General features: G+C 69.7%; 15 protein-coding genes. 10 read left to right on the forward strand and 5 right to left on the reverse strand.

Translation table 11 applies throughout. From position 1 onward, the window contains the following. Positions 1-46: 46 nt before the first annotated feature. Both FJV41_RS40260 and FJV41_RS40265 read left to right on the forward strand, forming a co-directional pair. Positions 47-340, forward strand: a complete 294-nt coding sequence (locus FJV41_RS40260; protein WP_141647930.1) for a DUF3817 domain-containing protein — start codon at positions 47-49, stop codon at positions 338-340. A gap of 145 nt (positions 341-485) precedes the next feature. Continuing rightward, positions 486-1,100 (forward strand): TIGR02265 family protein, encoded by a 615-nt coding sequence (locus FJV41_RS40265; RefSeq protein ID WP_141647931.1) that lies wholly within the window; start codon positions 486-488, stop codon positions 1,098-1,100. A 6-nt stretch (positions 1,101-1,106) separates the two neighbouring features. On the opposite strand, the gene amrB is transcribed toward FJV41_RS40265, so the two are convergent. Then, a complete protein-coding gene (amrB, locus tag FJV41_RS40270) occupies positions 1,107-1,919 on the reverse strand; it encodes an AmmeMemoRadiSam system protein B (RefSeq protein WP_141647932.1) in 813 nt (270 codons plus the stop codon). Positions 1,920-2,580: 661 nt separating this feature from the next. Here amrB and FJV41_RS40275 point away from each other — a divergent pair. Next, positions 2,581-3,144, forward strand: coding sequence for a hypothetical protein (locus tag FJV41_RS40275; protein ID WP_141647933.1), 564 nt, complete (start codon positions 2,581-2,583; stop codon positions 3,142-3,144). 64 nt (positions 3,145-3,208) lie between these two features. Here the strand turns inward: FJV41_RS40275 and FJV41_RS40280 are convergent, their stop codons facing one another. From FJV41_RS40280 to FJV41_RS40295, 4 genes are all read right to left on the reverse strand, one after another. After that, positions 3,209-4,084 carry a hypothetical protein gene (locus FJV41_RS40280; RefSeq protein ID WP_141647934.1) on the reverse strand — a complete coding sequence of 292 codons (876 nt, stop codon included), beginning with the start codon at positions 4,082-4,084 and terminating at the stop codon, positions 3,209-3,211. A 185-nt stretch (positions 4,085-4,269) separates the two neighbouring features. Beyond that, positions 4,270-5,205 carry a proline dehydrogenase family protein gene (locus tag FJV41_RS40285; RefSeq protein ID WP_141647935.1) on the reverse strand — a complete coding sequence of 312 codons (936 nt, stop codon included), beginning with the start codon at positions 5,203-5,205 and terminating at the stop codon, positions 4,270-4,272. 85 nt (positions 5,206-5,290) lie between these two features. Continuing rightward, positions 5,291-6,079, reverse strand: a complete 789-nt coding sequence (locus FJV41_RS40290) for an alpha/beta fold hydrolase (RefSeq protein ID WP_246137719.1) — start codon at positions 6,077-6,079, stop codon at positions 5,291-5,293. Between the two features lie 103 nt (positions 6,080-6,182). After that, a complete protein-coding gene (locus FJV41_RS40295; protein WP_141647937.1) occupies positions 6,183-6,905 on the reverse strand; it encodes a lysophospholipid acyltransferase family protein in 723 nt (240 codons plus the stop codon). A gap of 308 nt (positions 6,906-7,213) precedes the next feature. Between FJV41_RS40295 and FJV41_RS40300 the strand changes: the two genes are divergently transcribed. From FJV41_RS40300 to FJV41_RS40330, 7 genes are all read left to right on the forward strand, one after another. Next, positions 7,214-7,720 (forward strand): hemerythrin domain-containing protein, encoded by a 507-nt coding sequence (locus FJV41_RS40300; RefSeq protein ID WP_141647944.1) that lies wholly within the window; start codon positions 7,214-7,216, stop codon positions 7,718-7,720. 193 nt (positions 7,721-7,913) lie between these two features. Beyond that, complete coding sequence (locus FJV41_RS40305; protein ID WP_141647938.1) at positions 7,914-8,444, forward strand: cell wall protein; 531 nt, start codon at positions 7,914-7,916, stop codon at positions 8,442-8,444. Positions 8,445-8,576: 132 nt separating this feature from the next. Then, positions 8,577-9,461, forward strand: coding sequence for a tryptophan 2,3-dioxygenase (locus tag FJV41_RS40310; protein ID WP_141647939.1), 885 nt, complete (start codon positions 8,577-8,579; stop codon positions 9,459-9,461). 233 nt (positions 9,462-9,694) lie between these two features. Continuing rightward, on the forward strand, positions 9,695-9,877 hold the full coding sequence (locus tag FJV41_RS40315) for a hypothetical protein (RefSeq protein ID WP_141647940.1): 183 nt from the start codon (positions 9,695-9,697) through the stop codon (positions 9,875-9,877). A gap of 77 nt (positions 9,878-9,954) precedes the next feature. Then, positions 9,955-11,076: a hypothetical protein gene (locus FJV41_RS40320; RefSeq protein WP_141647941.1), complete on the forward strand. Its 1,122-nt coding sequence runs from the start codon at positions 9,955-9,957 to the stop codon at positions 11,074-11,076. Positions 11,077-11,195: 119 nt separating this feature from the next. Next, positions 11,196-14,072: a GAF domain-containing protein gene (locus tag FJV41_RS40325; RefSeq protein WP_141647942.1), complete on the forward strand. Its 2,877-nt coding sequence runs from the start codon at positions 11,196-11,198 to the stop codon at positions 14,070-14,072. A gap of 70 nt (positions 14,073-14,142) precedes the next feature. Next, positions 14,143-15,146: OmpA family protein (locus FJV41_RS40330; protein WP_141647943.1), on the forward strand; the 1,004-nt coding region annotated here is incomplete at its 3' end.

Below are 15,146 nucleotides of genomic sequence, written 5' to 3' on the forward strand. Positions count from 1 at the left end.
AGATGGGTATAAGAGACAGGGTGGGAGACAGGAGGGGGAGAGCGCCATGTTGAAGACCCCTCTTGGACGGTTCCGCGCGGTGGCCTTGTTGGAAGGCCTGTCGTTCGTGTGCCTGTTGTTCATCGCGATGCCGCTGAAGTACGCGGCGGACATGCCGTTGGCGGTGCGCTTCACGGGCATGGCTCACGGGCTGTTGTTCGTGCTGTACCTCTTCGCGTTGATGGAGGCGGCCATCGCGTTGCGCTGGTCCTTCGTGCGCGTGGCGGTGGCGTTCGGCGCGTCGCTGGTGCCCTTCGGCAACTTCCTGCTCGACGCGAAGCTGCGCAAGGAGAACGCCTAGTCGGCGCGGAGCTTCACCCGACGTGCTGCGTTGGCCGCATTCCCAGGAACGGGACGCGCCAGGGTGTGGATGACCTCCAGGAGTTCGCGCGCGCGAGGAAGCTGTGCGAGCATTCCGCGCGCTTTTTCGCGGTGGAGGTCGGCTCATGGAACGCGGCACTTGGAACACGCCAGAGGCAGTGCAGCGGGAGCTGGATTCGCGGCTCGCCCTCGTGCAGTCCTCCGAGCACATTCGCGGCATGCACTTCGCCGCCGTGCTCGACACCGTGCGCTTCCTGGGCGGTGAGCAGGCGGTGAAACACATCGTCGACGCCGGTGACTTCCCTCCCGACCTTGACCCCACCGAGCTCTACCCCGTCCCTCCCTTCATGCGGCTGTTCTTCGCCTCCGCCAACCTGCTTGCGCCCCAGCTCGGCGGCGTCGAGGAGGCCATGCGCCAGATTGGCGTCCAGGGCACGCTCGCCTTCGTCCGCTCCATGTTCGGCACCGAGGTCCGTCAGCAGGTCGGCGGAGATCCAAAGCTCCTCGTCAACATGCTCCCAGAGGCCTACCGCATGGCCATCGACTTCGGCGAACTCCAGGTCGAATGGACCGCGCCCCGCGCCGGCCTCATCCACATGCGCCGCATCTTCACCCCCGTCGCCTACAACGAAGGCATGCTCGAAGGTGCCCTCCAGGCCGTCGGCGCCCAGGACATCCGCGTCGAGGGCCGCCAGACCTCGCTGCTCGACAGCGAGTACTCCCTCTCCTGGGACGACTGAGCGCTTCTACCGGGACGCGCCCCTCGCGGGCGCATCCGCATCGAAGACGAAGGCGCCGTACCCAATCACCTCGTCCCGTGCCCCGGCCGCATCCCCGGAGCTGCGCAGCGCCATCAACCTGGGCCGCAGCCCCCGTCGCTTCGCCACCCGCAGCAGACCGCTGATGGCCTCCGCGCCACACGCGCTGCCCGCGTCCAACGGCCCCTCCAGCGCCAGCACCCGCGCCGCCGTCGCATGGTCCGCCCGCCGCGCCTCCTCGTACGGCCGGTAGTGCGACAGGTCCGACGTGACGACGAGCAATACGTCCTCGTCCCACAACGCTTCCAGCACCTGGGCGACCTCCTCCTCGTCTGTGCGCCCCACCACCAGCGGCAACACCGTGAAGCGCTCCAACACGCGCTGGAGGAAGGGGAGCTGCACCTCCAGCGCATGCTCCGACTCGTGCGCCTCCGTCGAGGCGCTCACCTGTCCCAGCGCGGTCGCCCGGCGCAGCAGGTCCGCGTCCAGTCGCACGTCCCCCAGCGGCGTACACAGCAGGTCCACCTCCGGGTACGCCAGGCCGCGCAGCCTGTGGAAGTGACACGGCCCCAGCAACAACACCCGCGTGCGCTCCGCTCGCCGAGCCCACAACGTGGCGTAGGCCGCCGCCGCCACCGCGCCTGAATAGACATACCCGGCATGCGGAACGATGAGCGCGGCGGGAAGCCCCTCCTCCGGCCCCCGCGCCTGCTCCAGCCACGCGTCCACCTGCGTCATCAACGTGGCGGGATTGGAGGAATAGAAGGTGCCCGCCACCGCGGGCGCACGCACACGAGGCATGTCCTCCAACCCGTCCTTCCCTGGGCGGCGCCGCGAGCACTGACGGGCGGGGCTGGCTGTCCCACCAGCGGCCCCGGGCTCCACACGAACGTGGCTCCGGGTGGAATCCTACGGACAGACGGCAACGCGAGGATATGCGAATCATTGCAAGTCTGTTCGCTTGTGGGACGTGCGGGTCCCGACTTCGAGCGCCGCGCGCCTCATTCCCGGCCCTCCACGAATGACAAAGGATTGATTTCACCGGCCGTTTGTCTGGCGTGAGGCTTGCTAACGGTGACTTCGTTCCGTGCGCTCCTTCCGAGCGGTTCAGGGCCGTTCGGGGCACGGAACCTCGCGCATGGGAGGGCCGGCCGGGACCTCTGACTCCTCCACCCTGGCCGACCTTCCCGTCCGTGAGCCCTGGCCCATGCGGGCCCGCCGCGCGCCCGTGTCCAGGCCTGGGCCCATGTCTCAGCGATGTCTCACGCGCGGCGTCTCCGGGAGCGAGTTTCCTCGGCAGATGGCGCGAGGAACGGCTCCGCCGAGCGAATTCTCAAGTTGCGCTCATGCGGTACATGACACACAGGGAACGAAAAAAGGATGCGCGCAGGCGCGCATTGACTAGAAGGGGCCGCCGAGCGCCCGGGAATGACCGCGGGCACACGCAACGGAGGGACGCTTCATGAAGGCAAATCAGTGGCAGGCCATGGCCGTAGCGGCCGGGTTGATGGTGTCGACGAGTGCATTGGCGCAGTCGACGGGTGGTGGTTCCGGTGCTTTCGGCAACGCCGGGCAGATTGTCGTCAGCTCGGATGCGTCGGCGAACCTGGGCTACACGACGGAGGGCGCGGGGTACGGTTTCTTCAACCTGGCGCCGAGCGTGGATTACTTCCTGAAGGAGAACCTCTCCATCGGTAGCGGCGTCAACCTGGCGGTGGTGTTCGGCGACGGCGACACGGCGGCCGCCTTCGGTATCAACGCGCGCGTGGGCTACAACATCTCCCTCACGGAGAAGGTCTCCGTGTGGCCCAAGGCCATCGTCACGCTGTTCGTCGGCGACAACATCCTGTCGCTTCCCGACGGCACGGGCTCGGCCTCCACGGTCATCCTGGAGGGCTACGCGCCCTTCCTGTACCACGTGACGTCCCACTTCTTCGTGGGCGCCGGTCCTCGCCTGGCCTTCGGCCTGGGTGATGACGTCGACGTGACGTTCAGCGTCGGCACCACGGTGGGCGGTTACTTCTAGCGGTTTCGAGGCCCCGCGCGCGGCAGGCTGTGTCCCGCCGCGCGCCGGGGCTTCGTCGTCTTCGTCAGGGCAGTGTGAGGCGGCTGACGCCCCCGCCCGGACGGAGTGGACGGCCCACGCGGGTCTCCTCCACCCATCCCTCCGCGGACGGCGCGTTGCCTTCGTGGATGAGCCGCAGGCCCAGGTGCAGCGTGCGCGAGCCCGTGCCCGGTGAGTAGAGGCGCAGCACCGCCGCCGCCTCTTCGACGACCCGGCGTGACACCGACCGCGTCGTGTTCCCTCGGCCCGCTCGCACCACGCGCCAGCCCTCCAACTCCCAACCCACCACGCGGCCGTCCCGCACGTGCACGGACACGTCCGCCCACACCGTGCCGTCCACGGGCACCCGCACCGGCATGAGCAGGCGTTGGACGCTCGCGGCCATCCAGGTCGACTCGGGCGTCGAGGCCTCACGCCGTCCGGCGAGGTGAAGGGCCTCGGGAGGCCGCTCGGTGGAGAAGGACGCGCTCGGCTCCAGGGCCCACGAGGACGCGTCGCGACGCAGCCGCAGCACCACCTCGCCCGCGGAGTGACTCGTGGTGGACATCAGCGCCCGGGCCACTGTTCGCCGCAAGTCATCCGAGTCGATGCCGCGTCCCGGCCGTCCGCCGCGCTGCACCGACTGGTAGCCCACCAGCGTGAGGGCGCCGCGCTCCGACCAGAACGTGAGCTCCAGGCGCGAGCCGACGTCACGCACGCCACCCGCCAGCGCCGCCACCTGCCGGGCCACTTCCCGCGCTTCCTGGCGACGGGCTTCCTCGTGCTCGAAAGGCTCGTCCGTCCCCGCGCGTCCCGAGCCGCCCGTGCCGCCGGACGCGCACGCGAGGCTCGTCGCGAGGATGACGACACCCACGGTCCGAGCGCACACCCGGAGTCCGTGGTGAATGGACCGCATGGACATGGCTTCCCCCTCCGGGTGACAGAGTCACCGGGTTGGATTGGGCTTGCGCGGGGCGCGCGGGCCGACAGGGTATTCCTGTGAGGCAAAGACGCGCGTGGTGAGGGATTCCTGAGCGCTCGGGACTGGCGGACGGGACGTTTGTCCATTCCCCCACGCCCGGCTGCCCGGTGCGCCGGGGTCGCGGCTCACCGCGCGAGGTGGCGCAGGACGAACGCGAGGTTCGCTGGACGCTCGGCCATGCGGCGCATGAGGTAGGGATACCAGTGGGGTCCGTACGGGACGTAGATGCGCACCGGATGGCCCTGCTCGGAGAGCCGTTGCTGGAGGTCTTCCCGGATGCCGTAGAGCATCTGGAACTCGAACGCGTCGCGCGGCAACTGTCGCCGGGTGGCATGCTCCAGCGTCGCGTCAATCATCCGCTCATCGTGCGTGGCGATGCCGTGATACACGCCGCTGTCGAGCAGCACCTTCATGCACTGTACGAAGCTGGCATCCACGTCCTTCTTGTCTGGAAAGGCGATGTCCGGCCCCTCCAGATAGGCGCCCTTGCACAGACGGATGCGCACCCGCTCGGCGCACAGTGCGCGGGCGTCTGTTTCCGTGCGCCGCAGGCAGCTCTGCAGCACCGCGCCCACGTGTCGCTCGCCGTGCTCCGTGTGCAACTGGCGGACGATGTCCAGCGTCGCCTGGGTCACCGCGCCGTGCTCCATGTCGATGCGTACGAAGGTGTCTCTTGCTCGCGCATCGGCCACGACGGTGCGCGCATTCTCCAGTGCCAGCGCCGGGTCGAGCAACAGTCCACACTGCGTCAGCTTCAGCGACACGTTGGCCTTCACGCCTGTCTGGTCGATGCGCGCCAGCAACCGTCGATACTCGCGCACCTCGTCCCGCGTCTGGGCCGCGTCACGCACCGCTTCGTTGAGATGGTCGAACGACGCCCAGAGCCCACGCGCGGTGAGTGCCTTCACCGCGTCCATCGCCTCTTCCAGGCTCTCGCCCGCGACGAAGCGCCGTGAAAGGCGTCGCAGTGGTCCCAGGCGCGTTGCCCGGTCCTTCAGCCCTTCCTGGCGCGACAGGAACAGCAGGGCGGAGCGCGAGAGTCGCGCGGCGGTGTGGCTCATGGCGTGCGCCCTGGAGTGTCGATGCCTTGCTCCAGGCATGACAGGAACTGCAGAGCGGAGCGTGAGAATCGCGCGGTGGTGTGGCTCATGGCACGAGCCTCGGAGTTCCGGCACCGTGCTCCTGGAGGAACGCGCCGACGGCGGCGTTGAAGGCTTCCGGGTGGCTCATGTACGGCAGGTGGCTCGCGTCGCGGAGCAGCTCCAACCGTGCGCCAGGGATGTGCTCCGCCACGTCGCGCGCGGCCCGGGGCGGCACCAGCAAATCCCTGCCACCTTGGATGACGAGCGTGGGCACTCGCAGTTGGTGGAGCCGGGGATGGAAGTCCGCGGCCAGCACGTCGCGCAGCCGGCGCAGCAACTCCACGGGGGTCAACCGCCGCGCCTCGCGCACGATTTCCGCGCGCCCCTCCGGAGGAAGCCGCGCGCCTCCGAGCACTCGCGCCACCGTGGGTGCGAAGAGATACGCCAGCGGGCGCGGCGTGCGCACCAGCGTGGACAGCGTCACCGCCAACCGCCTCACCCGGCGTACGCTGGCCACCGGAGACACCAGCACCAGCGCCTTCACCCGCTCCGGGTGCGCCAGCGCGAAGGCGATGGACAGCAGGCTGCCATAGGAGGAACCCACGAGCGCGAAGCGCTCCGGTAGCCGTGCCTCGGGGTCGTTCAGCACGGCCAGGTTCCACTGCAGCGGGGTGTGGGTGGCGGGGGTGTGCAGGGGCGGCGTCCACAGCAACAACCGGAACCGTCCGGCCAGCGGCTCCATGGGCGCGAAGGACCTTCCACTGGCACCCAACCCCGGCAGACACACCACGGTGCGGGCTACATCCGTATCGCCGTTGGGAAAGGTGAACAGCCGCGAAGGTGTGCCTTTCACCCGGCGCTCCTCGCAATGCAAGTGCGCGTAGCCAGAGGGAATGTCCTCGACATCCGGGACGCGCGACGGCGCGGGAGCCCGGGACGCGCGGCCCGGAGGTGTCTCAAGCATGGCGAGCCCTGACCAGCAGCCGATGCACGCTGGTGGCCACCCTGTCGCGGAACGCGCGCAGCCGCGGCTCGGAGGCCCCCGAAGGCGGCGGGGTGTGGGCATTGCCCAGCGCGAAGGTGAGGCGCACCGGAAACGGGAGAGGGCCCAGCCCCACCAGCAGCGGCACGCGATACTTCGCCTCGTTCGTCAGGTGCACGCCCAGCCGCGCCTCACCGGGCGGCCAGAGGAAGGTGTCGTCCACGCCGAAGCCCGCGAAGGGCACCACGGGCACCCCCGCATCGGAGGCCACCCGCGCGAAGCCCAGGGCCCGCTCCCAGCGCAACTGATAGCGCCCGCGCGGACGCTTGAAGACCTCTCTCGCGCCGCCCGGGTAACAGACGACCAGCGCTCCGTCGCGCAGCACCGCCAACGCATTGTCCTGGGTCCCCTCCACGCCACCCAGCCAGGGCAACACCGTACGGACCACGGGAATGCGGAAGAAACCTCGCTCCGCCAACCCCAGCACCCTGCGCCCGGTGGCCTGGTGCAGCAGATGGAAGAACGCGGGCGTTTCGTAACCCCACACGCCATGGTTTCCCACCAGCAACACGGGGCCGCTCGAGGGCAGGTGCTCGGCGCCCACCAGCCGGGCCCGGTGGTAGAGCGCGGAGAGCGCCGCGCCCCGCTCGGCGAGGTGGAACACCGTCCTCCGCAGGGTGGCGAGCGAAGCTTCCACGAGGAAACATCATGGAGACGTCCCCGCCCATCGCCATCCAACCCGGCCGGGCGGACGGGCCCCCGCTTCCGGGCCGTCGGTCAGCGCAAACCCACGCGCCGTCCCCGGGGGGACGCGCCCTGCCCACCCCGGAGGTTGCTTTGAGTAGGCAACGCTTCGCGCCCGGCCCCATGGGCTTTCAGCCGCCAGTCGAGGCAGGCTGCGGGACGTTGTTTCACCCCGCCGAACGTTCGCTCGCCCTGTCGTTTGAGTTTCGATAATGTGAGGATGAAGCGCAGCTTTGGTTGTCTGCCTGCCGAACCATGCAGATGGTTGAGGGTATGGGAGGCCCGTTCGACATCCTCGTGGAGGAGCACCGTGAGCTCGAGGAGCGCTTCGAGCGGCTCGTGTCTGGCGCGGAGGAGGAGCCTCTGAGCGCGCAGCGCGAGCTGCTGGAGCTGTTGCGACTGCACACCTGGCTGGAGGAGCGCTGTCTGCAACCGCTGGTGGCTCGGGTGGAAGGGCGTGCTCGTGCCCGTCAGCAGGCCGAGGATCATCTGGCCATGCGTGAGCTGATGGATGAGTTGGAGGAATTGCCCCTGGGCGATGCCGAATGGCAGGCCCGGCTCTATGCGCTCGAGGATCTCTGGGTCGCGCATTTCCAAGAAGAAGAGAGTTCGCTGTTGCCCAGACTCTCCACCGCGTTGGATCCCCGCGAGCAGCAGACGCTGCGTGTGGAGCTGACGCTGGCTCGCGAGGAACTGCGCACCCTGGCCGAGGGGCCCTTTGTTTCGGGGACCCGCTCCCTGCTGGAAGACCTTCGCTGGGACGGCTGAGCGCCGTTCCCGCCCCACTGGAATGGGGCCCCGACCGGTACGGTAGGGGGGGTGATACGTCCTTCAGTCACACCTTTTATCGCTTCCTTTAGACAAATCCTAAATTGGAAGGTATGGGTATGAGCAGCATCACAAATCAACTCCCCCTTCCAGACCTTCAACAACCAGATTAGCCAAGACGAGGATTGAACGAATGTCCGTGGATAAAGCGTTTCGGGACATGATCCGTAACGAAATCGAGGTCCAGCTCAAGCCGCTGCGCGACGTGGTCTCCCGCCTGGAGTCCGGGACGGCGGATCTGGATGCACTGCGCAACGTGGCGGAGCGGCTGGCCCCGCTGGCCGAGGTCGTGGGGCCGCTGTTCGGCGCCCAGGTCGCGGCGGCGAAGCCGGGCCGCAAGGCCGTGGGTCGTCCCCCCGCGGCGGCGCGTGGCGCGGTGAGCGCGGCGGCGTCGGTGTCGGCGGGTGGCAAGCGTCGCGGCCGTAAGCCGGCGGCGGCGGATGGCTCGCGCGAGTGCGCCATCGTCGACTGCGGCAAGCCCAGCCGGACCAAGGGCTACTGCGCCGCGCACTACCAGAAGCTGCGGATGCTGGAGAAGACCAACCGCCGCCCGTCGGCGTGGGTCGACTACGCGCCCGCCAACAGCGTCGAGGACATCAAGCTGCCCCGTGGCCGCGCCGCGTCGAAGGCCCTGGCCGCCGCCGCCCAAGCAGCGAACGGTTAAATCAGCGGCACGTTTGGCCCCGGCCCGGGCAGACAGTGACCGCACCTCCGTCAACCGTGCTCCCTGGCAGGGAGAGGGTTCGGGGGCAGCCCGTACGGGAAGTCTTGCCCGCGGGGGCTTGCAGGGGCATGAATGCCCGGGCCCATGAACAAACGAGATCTGGAGCCTGGAATCATCACCGACCTGGCCGGAAGGACCACGTACGGTGAGTACCTACAGCTCGACCGGCTGTTGTCGGCGCAGGTTCCGCGCTCGCAGCCCCCGCACCACGACGAGCTGCTCTTCATCATCCAGCACCAGACGAGCGAGCTGTGGATGAAGCTTCTCATCCACGAGCTGAGCGCGTGCATCCGCTATGTGCAGGCGGACCGGCTGGAGCCTTCGTTCAAGATTTTCGCCCGCGTGGGGAACATCCAACGGATGCTCTTCGAGCAGTGGAGCGTGCTGGAGACGCTCACGCCGAATGAGTACCTGGAGTTCCGCGACGCGCTCGGGCCCGCGTCTGGCTTCCAGAGCTGGCAGTACCGCGCGGTGGAGTTCCTGCTGGGCAACAAGGACCCCAATGCCCTGGGTCCCTTCCGCCACCAGCCGGATGTGCATGGTGAGCTGGAGAGGCTGTTGGAGTCTCCCAGCCTCTATGACGAGTTCCTGCGGTACCTGGCGCGCATGGGGCATGCGATTCCGGAGGACCGCGCCCAGCGCGACTGGCGGCTGCCGTACGAGAAGAGCCCGGCCGTCGTGGAGGTGTTCCGTCGCATCTACGAGGACACCGAGGCGCACTGGGATGCGTACGAGATGTGCGAGAAGCTGGTGGACACCGAGGAGCGGTTCCAGCTGTGGCGCTACCGGCACATGATGACGGTGATGCGAATCATCGGCTTCAAGCAGGGCACCGGGGGCTCCTCCGGGGTGTCCTTCCTTCGCAAGGCCTTGGATTTGCGCTTCTTCCCAGAGCTGTGGGATGTGCGCACGGAGCTGGCGCCCCCCGGGGCCCGGGCTCATAAACCGTCGACATGAGCGCGCTCCTGGCCGTCATGGCAGGCGTTGCGCCCCAGTCTTGACGTGCGGCCAATTGAGAGGAATGGCGGGGGGCCGGCGTGACAGGCTTCCGGCGTGAAACATCGACAATGTGACGGGGTGGATGGGCAGGTGTCGGAAGCCACCCTGTCCGCCCAGCGGCCTGACGGGTGGGCGGGACATGCGCTCGCTTCAGGGCGCGCCCTAGCTTGAGTGAGCAAAGGGAGCGCGCCATGGCCGAACATGAAGTCACCCATCCCAGGAAGGAGCCTCGGCTTCCCGAGGACGGGCGGGAGGCTCGGCGTTCGGCGGGAGAGCCTGTGTCGCCGCCGCCCGACCAGGTCGGTGGGGTGCCGGACACGCGGCCCGGCCCGGGCAAGCCGGTGGTGCATCCCTCACCCGTGCCCGAGGACTGACGGCTCGTCGACAGGCGCCCGGCGTCAGCCATTCGGCGGCGTTCGTGTGGGGACGCGCGGGCTAGGCTGGGCGCACCATGGCTGCCTCGGCTCCCCTGCTCTTCGAGAAGGCCCACATCCTCTGCTACCGCACCTTCGACATCGCGGAGGAAATCAACCTGGAGCGGGCGCGCAAGGCCGTGTCGGAGGACACCCGCCGCCTCAAGCTGTCGCGCGAGAATGGCCAGTACCTCCAGCTCCCCAATCCGCCGCTCGCGTATGAGCTGGGGCGAAGGCCGCTCGCGCTGAAGGACGGGCCCGTCACGGTGGATGCCACCGCGCGCCTGTTCGACCATGGCGCCGCGTCCATCATCCTGCGCGTGCCCGTGGTGCCGGGCACGTCGCTGGAGCAGCTCATCCGCGTGGCGGACGAGTTGTATGACAGCCAGGCGTTGGAGGACCTGGCGCTGGATTTGGTGGAAGGCGTGCGCAACACCATCGCCGCCGCGGTGCAGGAGCCGCACCTGTGGGACCAGAACGAGAGCTACACCGTCATCTTCGCGGAGAGCATCCAGGGCAACCCGTCCGCGGAGGACATCCTCGCGGAGGCGGACCTCGCCCGGCTGCTGCTGGGGGAGAACGGCCAGACGCCGCTGTCGCGCCGGGAGAGCGAGGCCGTCACGCAGATGCGCTTCAGCTACACGGTGAATGACCTGGTCGTCATCGACTGGAACAGCGCCTTCGTCTACGAGCCGTCGGGCTCCGGGGACATCCCGGACCTGCTCGAAATCGCCAACGCGCAACTGTTGGAATTCCGTTACTACGACGAGCGGCTGGACGAGCACATCGCGCGCATCCACGACGAGGTGCAGGCCAAGCGCCACGGGTGGACGCGGCTGTTCCGCAGCCCGTACCGCACGCTGACGCGGCAGACGCTCACCACGCTGGTGGACCTCAACGAGTTCATCGAGCGGGTGGACAACAGCCTGAAAATCATCGGCGACTTCTACCTGGCCAAGGTCTACGAGGGCGCGGTGCGCCGCATGCGCATCTCCGCCTGGCAGGGCTCCGTCACGCGCAAGCAGCAACTGCTCGCCCAGACGTATGGCCTGCTCAAGGGCGACGTGGACATCGACCGCTCCCACACGCTGGAGGCCGTCATCGTCCTGCTCATCGTCCTCGAGATTTTCTTCGCCTTCTTCAATGTGTTCGCTCACTGAAAGCCAAGGTCTCTTGTACCTGGGGACAGGTGCCCGCGGGTTTCGCGGCCCTGGCGGACATGGGACACTGGAGCTTCGCGGTTGGCCCGATGGGGCCCAGACCGGGGGGACGTGTGGGCATGAAGGTGCCCGAGAGCAACCGGGTGGCCGCGACGGACCGCGTGACGCGGCCCCGGGAGCGGCTGTCGGTGGCGCCGCCGGTGCGGGCGGTGCTGGAGGCGCTGCTGCGCGAGGCCGCGGCCACCCTCTCCGCGTCCGGCGTCTTCATGTGTTGGAGAGAGGACGAAAGCGTCCCTCGTACGCTCGCCACGCCCGCGCTGCCGGCTGACGCGCTGGAGGTGTGTGGCCAGCGCCTGCTGAACGGCCCGAGGGACATCGACGGGGCGCTCTTGACGTACGTGTCGGTGGACCTGGAGCGGGACGTGCTGCTCGCGGGCGAGCCGGAGGCCCGGCGGAAGCTGGGCGCGGTGGGGCTGGTGTCGCTGCCGCTGTCGCCCTCCGTGGACCGGGGCGTCGTCGGCGTGTTGTGCGCCGTCCTGCGCCAGGGGCGGGTGCCGTCGGAGGAGGACCTTCAGCGCTGCGGGCTGTACGCGCGCCTTGCGGGGCTGGCGCTGGAGCGGGAGCTGGCGGTGGAGGGGACGCGGGTGGAGGTGGCTCGGGCGCGCGCGGAGGTGGAGCAGGCGGAGGTGCTGCGGCTGAGCCGCTTCCAGGCGGTGACGGAGGCCTTCGGTCAGACGCTCACCCGCGAGGAGGTGGCCCACGTGGTGTTGGACCTGGGCTTGCCGGCGGTGGATGCGATGGCGGGCATGGTGCATCTGACGCCGGAGGGCGGCGCGTCCGCGGAGCTCATCGCGGCGGTGGGCGTGCCCGACGGGCTCTTGGAGCCCTTGCGCGTGTTGCCCCGCACCGGCGAGGACCTGCCGGGGTACGACGCGGTGCTGGCCGAAGCGCCGGTGTGGCTGGAGACGCTGGCGGCGATTCAGGCCCGCTACCCGAGGCTCGCGGCGTTGATGGAAGAAGGGCCGCTGCGCGCGCTGGCGCTGGCGCCGCTGTTCGTCGAGGGGCGGGTGTTCGGCACGCTGGCCTTCGGCTTCGAGCGGGAGAAGGACTTCACCGCGCTGGAGCGCGAGTCCATCATCGGGCTGTCGCGGCAGTGTGGTCAGGCGCTGGAGCGCGCGCGGCTGTACGAGCGCGAGCACACCGCGCGACTGGAGGCGGAGGCGCTGGGCGCGCGGCTGAGCCTGCTGGCGGACGCGAGCGCGCTGGTGTCCGGCTCGCTGGGCTGGGAGGACACGGTGGCCGGCGTGGCGCGGCTGGCGCTGGGCCACTTCGCGGACGGGTGCTCGGTGGACTCGTACGAAGAGGGCGTGGTGCGGCGGCTGGCGGTGTTGCACGCGAGCCCGGAGAAGGCGCAGCGGGTGCTGGAGCTGACGAGCTTCCCGCTGGACTCGGGGCAGCCCTCCACGCTGGCGCGGGTGCTGGCCAGCGGGCAATCCCGCATGGAGACCCGCAAGACGCGCGCGGTCTCCGAGGTGGACGGCGCGTCGACGTGGAGCATCAGCTCGCTCATCCTCACGCCGCTGGTGGCCCGGCAGCGCACGCTCGGCGCGCTGACCTTCGTGCGGGACGCGGGGCGGGCGCCCTTCGACGCGACGGACCTGTCGCTCGCGGAGGAGCTCACCCGGCGCGCGGCGATGGCCATGGACAACGCGCGGTTGTTTCGCGACGCGCGCGCGGCGGAGGAGGAGAGCCGGCGCAGCGCCGCGCGGCTGCACGTGCTGGTGCAGGTCAGCCAGCTCATCGCCGAGGCGGGGTTGGACCTGCCCACGGTGCTGGACGTGCTGGCGAGCAAGGTGTCCGAGGCGCTGGGTGGCGGGTGCGTCCTGCAACTGCTCGCGGAGGAAGGGGAGCAGTTGGAGCTGGTGGCGGCGCACCATCCGGACCCCGTCGCGCGCGGCGTGCTGGAGTCGTCGCTGCGGATGAACCCGGCGCGCGTGGGTGAAGGGCTGTCGGGCCGGGTGGTGGCCACGGGGCAGACGCTCTTCGTGCCCCGACTGAGCGCGGAGGAGCTGCAGGGGGACCGCTCGCCGGAGGGTGTCACCTTCCTGGAGCGCTACGGGCCGCAGAGCCTCATCATCGTTCCTTTGGGCGCGCGGGGCCGGGTGCTGGGCACGCTCGGCGTCATCCGCGAGGCGCGCGGGCGCGAGTACACCGCGGAGGAGCGCGCGCTGTTGGAGAGCCTGGCCGCGCGGGCCGCCCTGGCCATCGAGGATGCGCGGCTGTATGGCGCGGCCACCCAGGCGGTGAAGGCTCGCGACGAGCTGCTGTCGGTGGCGGGGCACGAGCTGAAATCGCCGCTCAACGCGTTGCAGCTCCAGATTCACCTGCTGGCGCGCATGGCGAAGGACGCGATGGCGGCCAGCGGGCTGGCGGAGCGCGCGGAGAAGGCGGCACGCGCGGGCCAGCGGCTGGGGTTGCTCATCGACGACCTGCTGGACGTGTCGCGCATCAGCGCGGGCCGGCTGTCCCTCAACCTGGAGGAGGTGGACCTGGCGGCGCTGACGCGCGAGCTGGTGTCGCGGATGTCCGAGGAGCTGGTGCGCGCGGGCAGCGAGGTGCGCATGCTGGCGGACGACGCCGTGGTGGGGCAGTGGGACAAGTTGCGGCTGGAGCAGGTGCTGGTGAACCTGTTGTCCAACGCGGCGAAGTATGGCGCGGGGCGGCCGGTGACGGTGCGGGTGGAGCCGCGCGGAGCGGTGGCGGAGCTGGTCGTCCAGGACGAGGGCATCGGCGTGGCGCAGGAGGACCAGGAGCGCATCTTCGAGCGCTTCGAGCGCTCGGAGTCCGCGCAGCACTTCAAGGGCCTGGGCCTGGGGCTCTGGATTACCAAGCGCATCGTCGAGGCCCACGGCGGCGGCATCCGCGTCCAGAGCCAGCCCGGCAAGGGCTCCATCTTCACCGTGGAGCTTCCCCTGTCCGACACCTTGCCGACGTGAGCGCGTGGCCCGTCCACCAGACACATCACCTGGACAGCGCTCGGCCCCGTGCGCTCTGGTGCCCTTCGTGATGATGCGTGTTTTGCGCGGCGGAGTCCTGCTCCTCCTGCTGGGTGGGGCGCTCGCTTCCGGATGTGGTCATGCGCCCCAGGCGCGGCCTGCTTCCGACGGCGACGGTGATGGTGTGTCCGATGCCGGGGATGCGTGCCCGCTCCTCCCTGGCCCCGCCTCCACGCGCGGCTGTCCCAGCAAGGACACCGACGGCGACGGCCTGGACGACTCCGTGGACAAGTGTCCGCGCCATGCGGGCCCCGCGTTCCGGGAGGGTTGTCCCGCCCGGGACTTCGACGACGACGGCGTGGAGGACACCAAGGACGCGTGTCCCCGCGAGGCCGGCCCGCTGGAGCGCAAGGGCTGCCCCATCGTCGACCCGGACCGCGATGGCGTGGAGGGCGACGCCGACGTGTGTCCCGAGGAGCCCGGCCCGGTGGAGCGGCAGGGCTGTCCGGAGCAGGACGAGGACGGCGATGGTGTCCCGGACGAGGACGACGCCTGTCCTCGCGACGAGGGCGTCCCCCACCTGCGCGGGTGTCCCGAGCGGGACAGGGACGGTGACAGCCTCGCGGACCATCGGGACAACTGCCCCACGGTGTACGGCCCGGCGACGAACCAGGGCTGCCCCGCCCAGGACAAGCAGCGCGTCAGCCTCCAGCGAGACAGGCTGGAGCTGCTGGAGCGCATCGGCTTCGAGAGTCAGACGGCGAAGCTCCAGGCGAGCTCGCACGCGCTCCTGGACAACGTGGCCCGGGTGCTGCTCGCGCACCCGGAGCTGACGCGCGTCATCGTGGAGGGGCACACCGACGCCTGGGATGACGCGACCACCGGACGCGCGATGACGCAGGCCCGCGCGGAGGCCGTGGTGGCCTACCTGGAGGGGAAGGGCGTCCCGACGGAGCGACTGGAGGCGCGGGGGCTCGGGGCGGACAGGCCGCTCGAGTCCAGCGGGACGTCGCTTGGACGCACGGCCAACCGCCGCGTGGAGTTCATCTTCCCGCCTCCCCCCGTCCGCAAGCC

The organism is Myxococcus llanfairpwllgwyngyllgogerychwyrndrobwllllantysiliogogogochensis, from assembly GCF_006636215.1.
Taxonomy (GTDB): Bacteria; Myxococcota; Myxococcia; order Myxococcales; family Myxococcaceae; genus Myxococcus; species Myxococcus llanfairpwllgwyngyllgogerychwyrndrobwllllantysiliogogogochensis.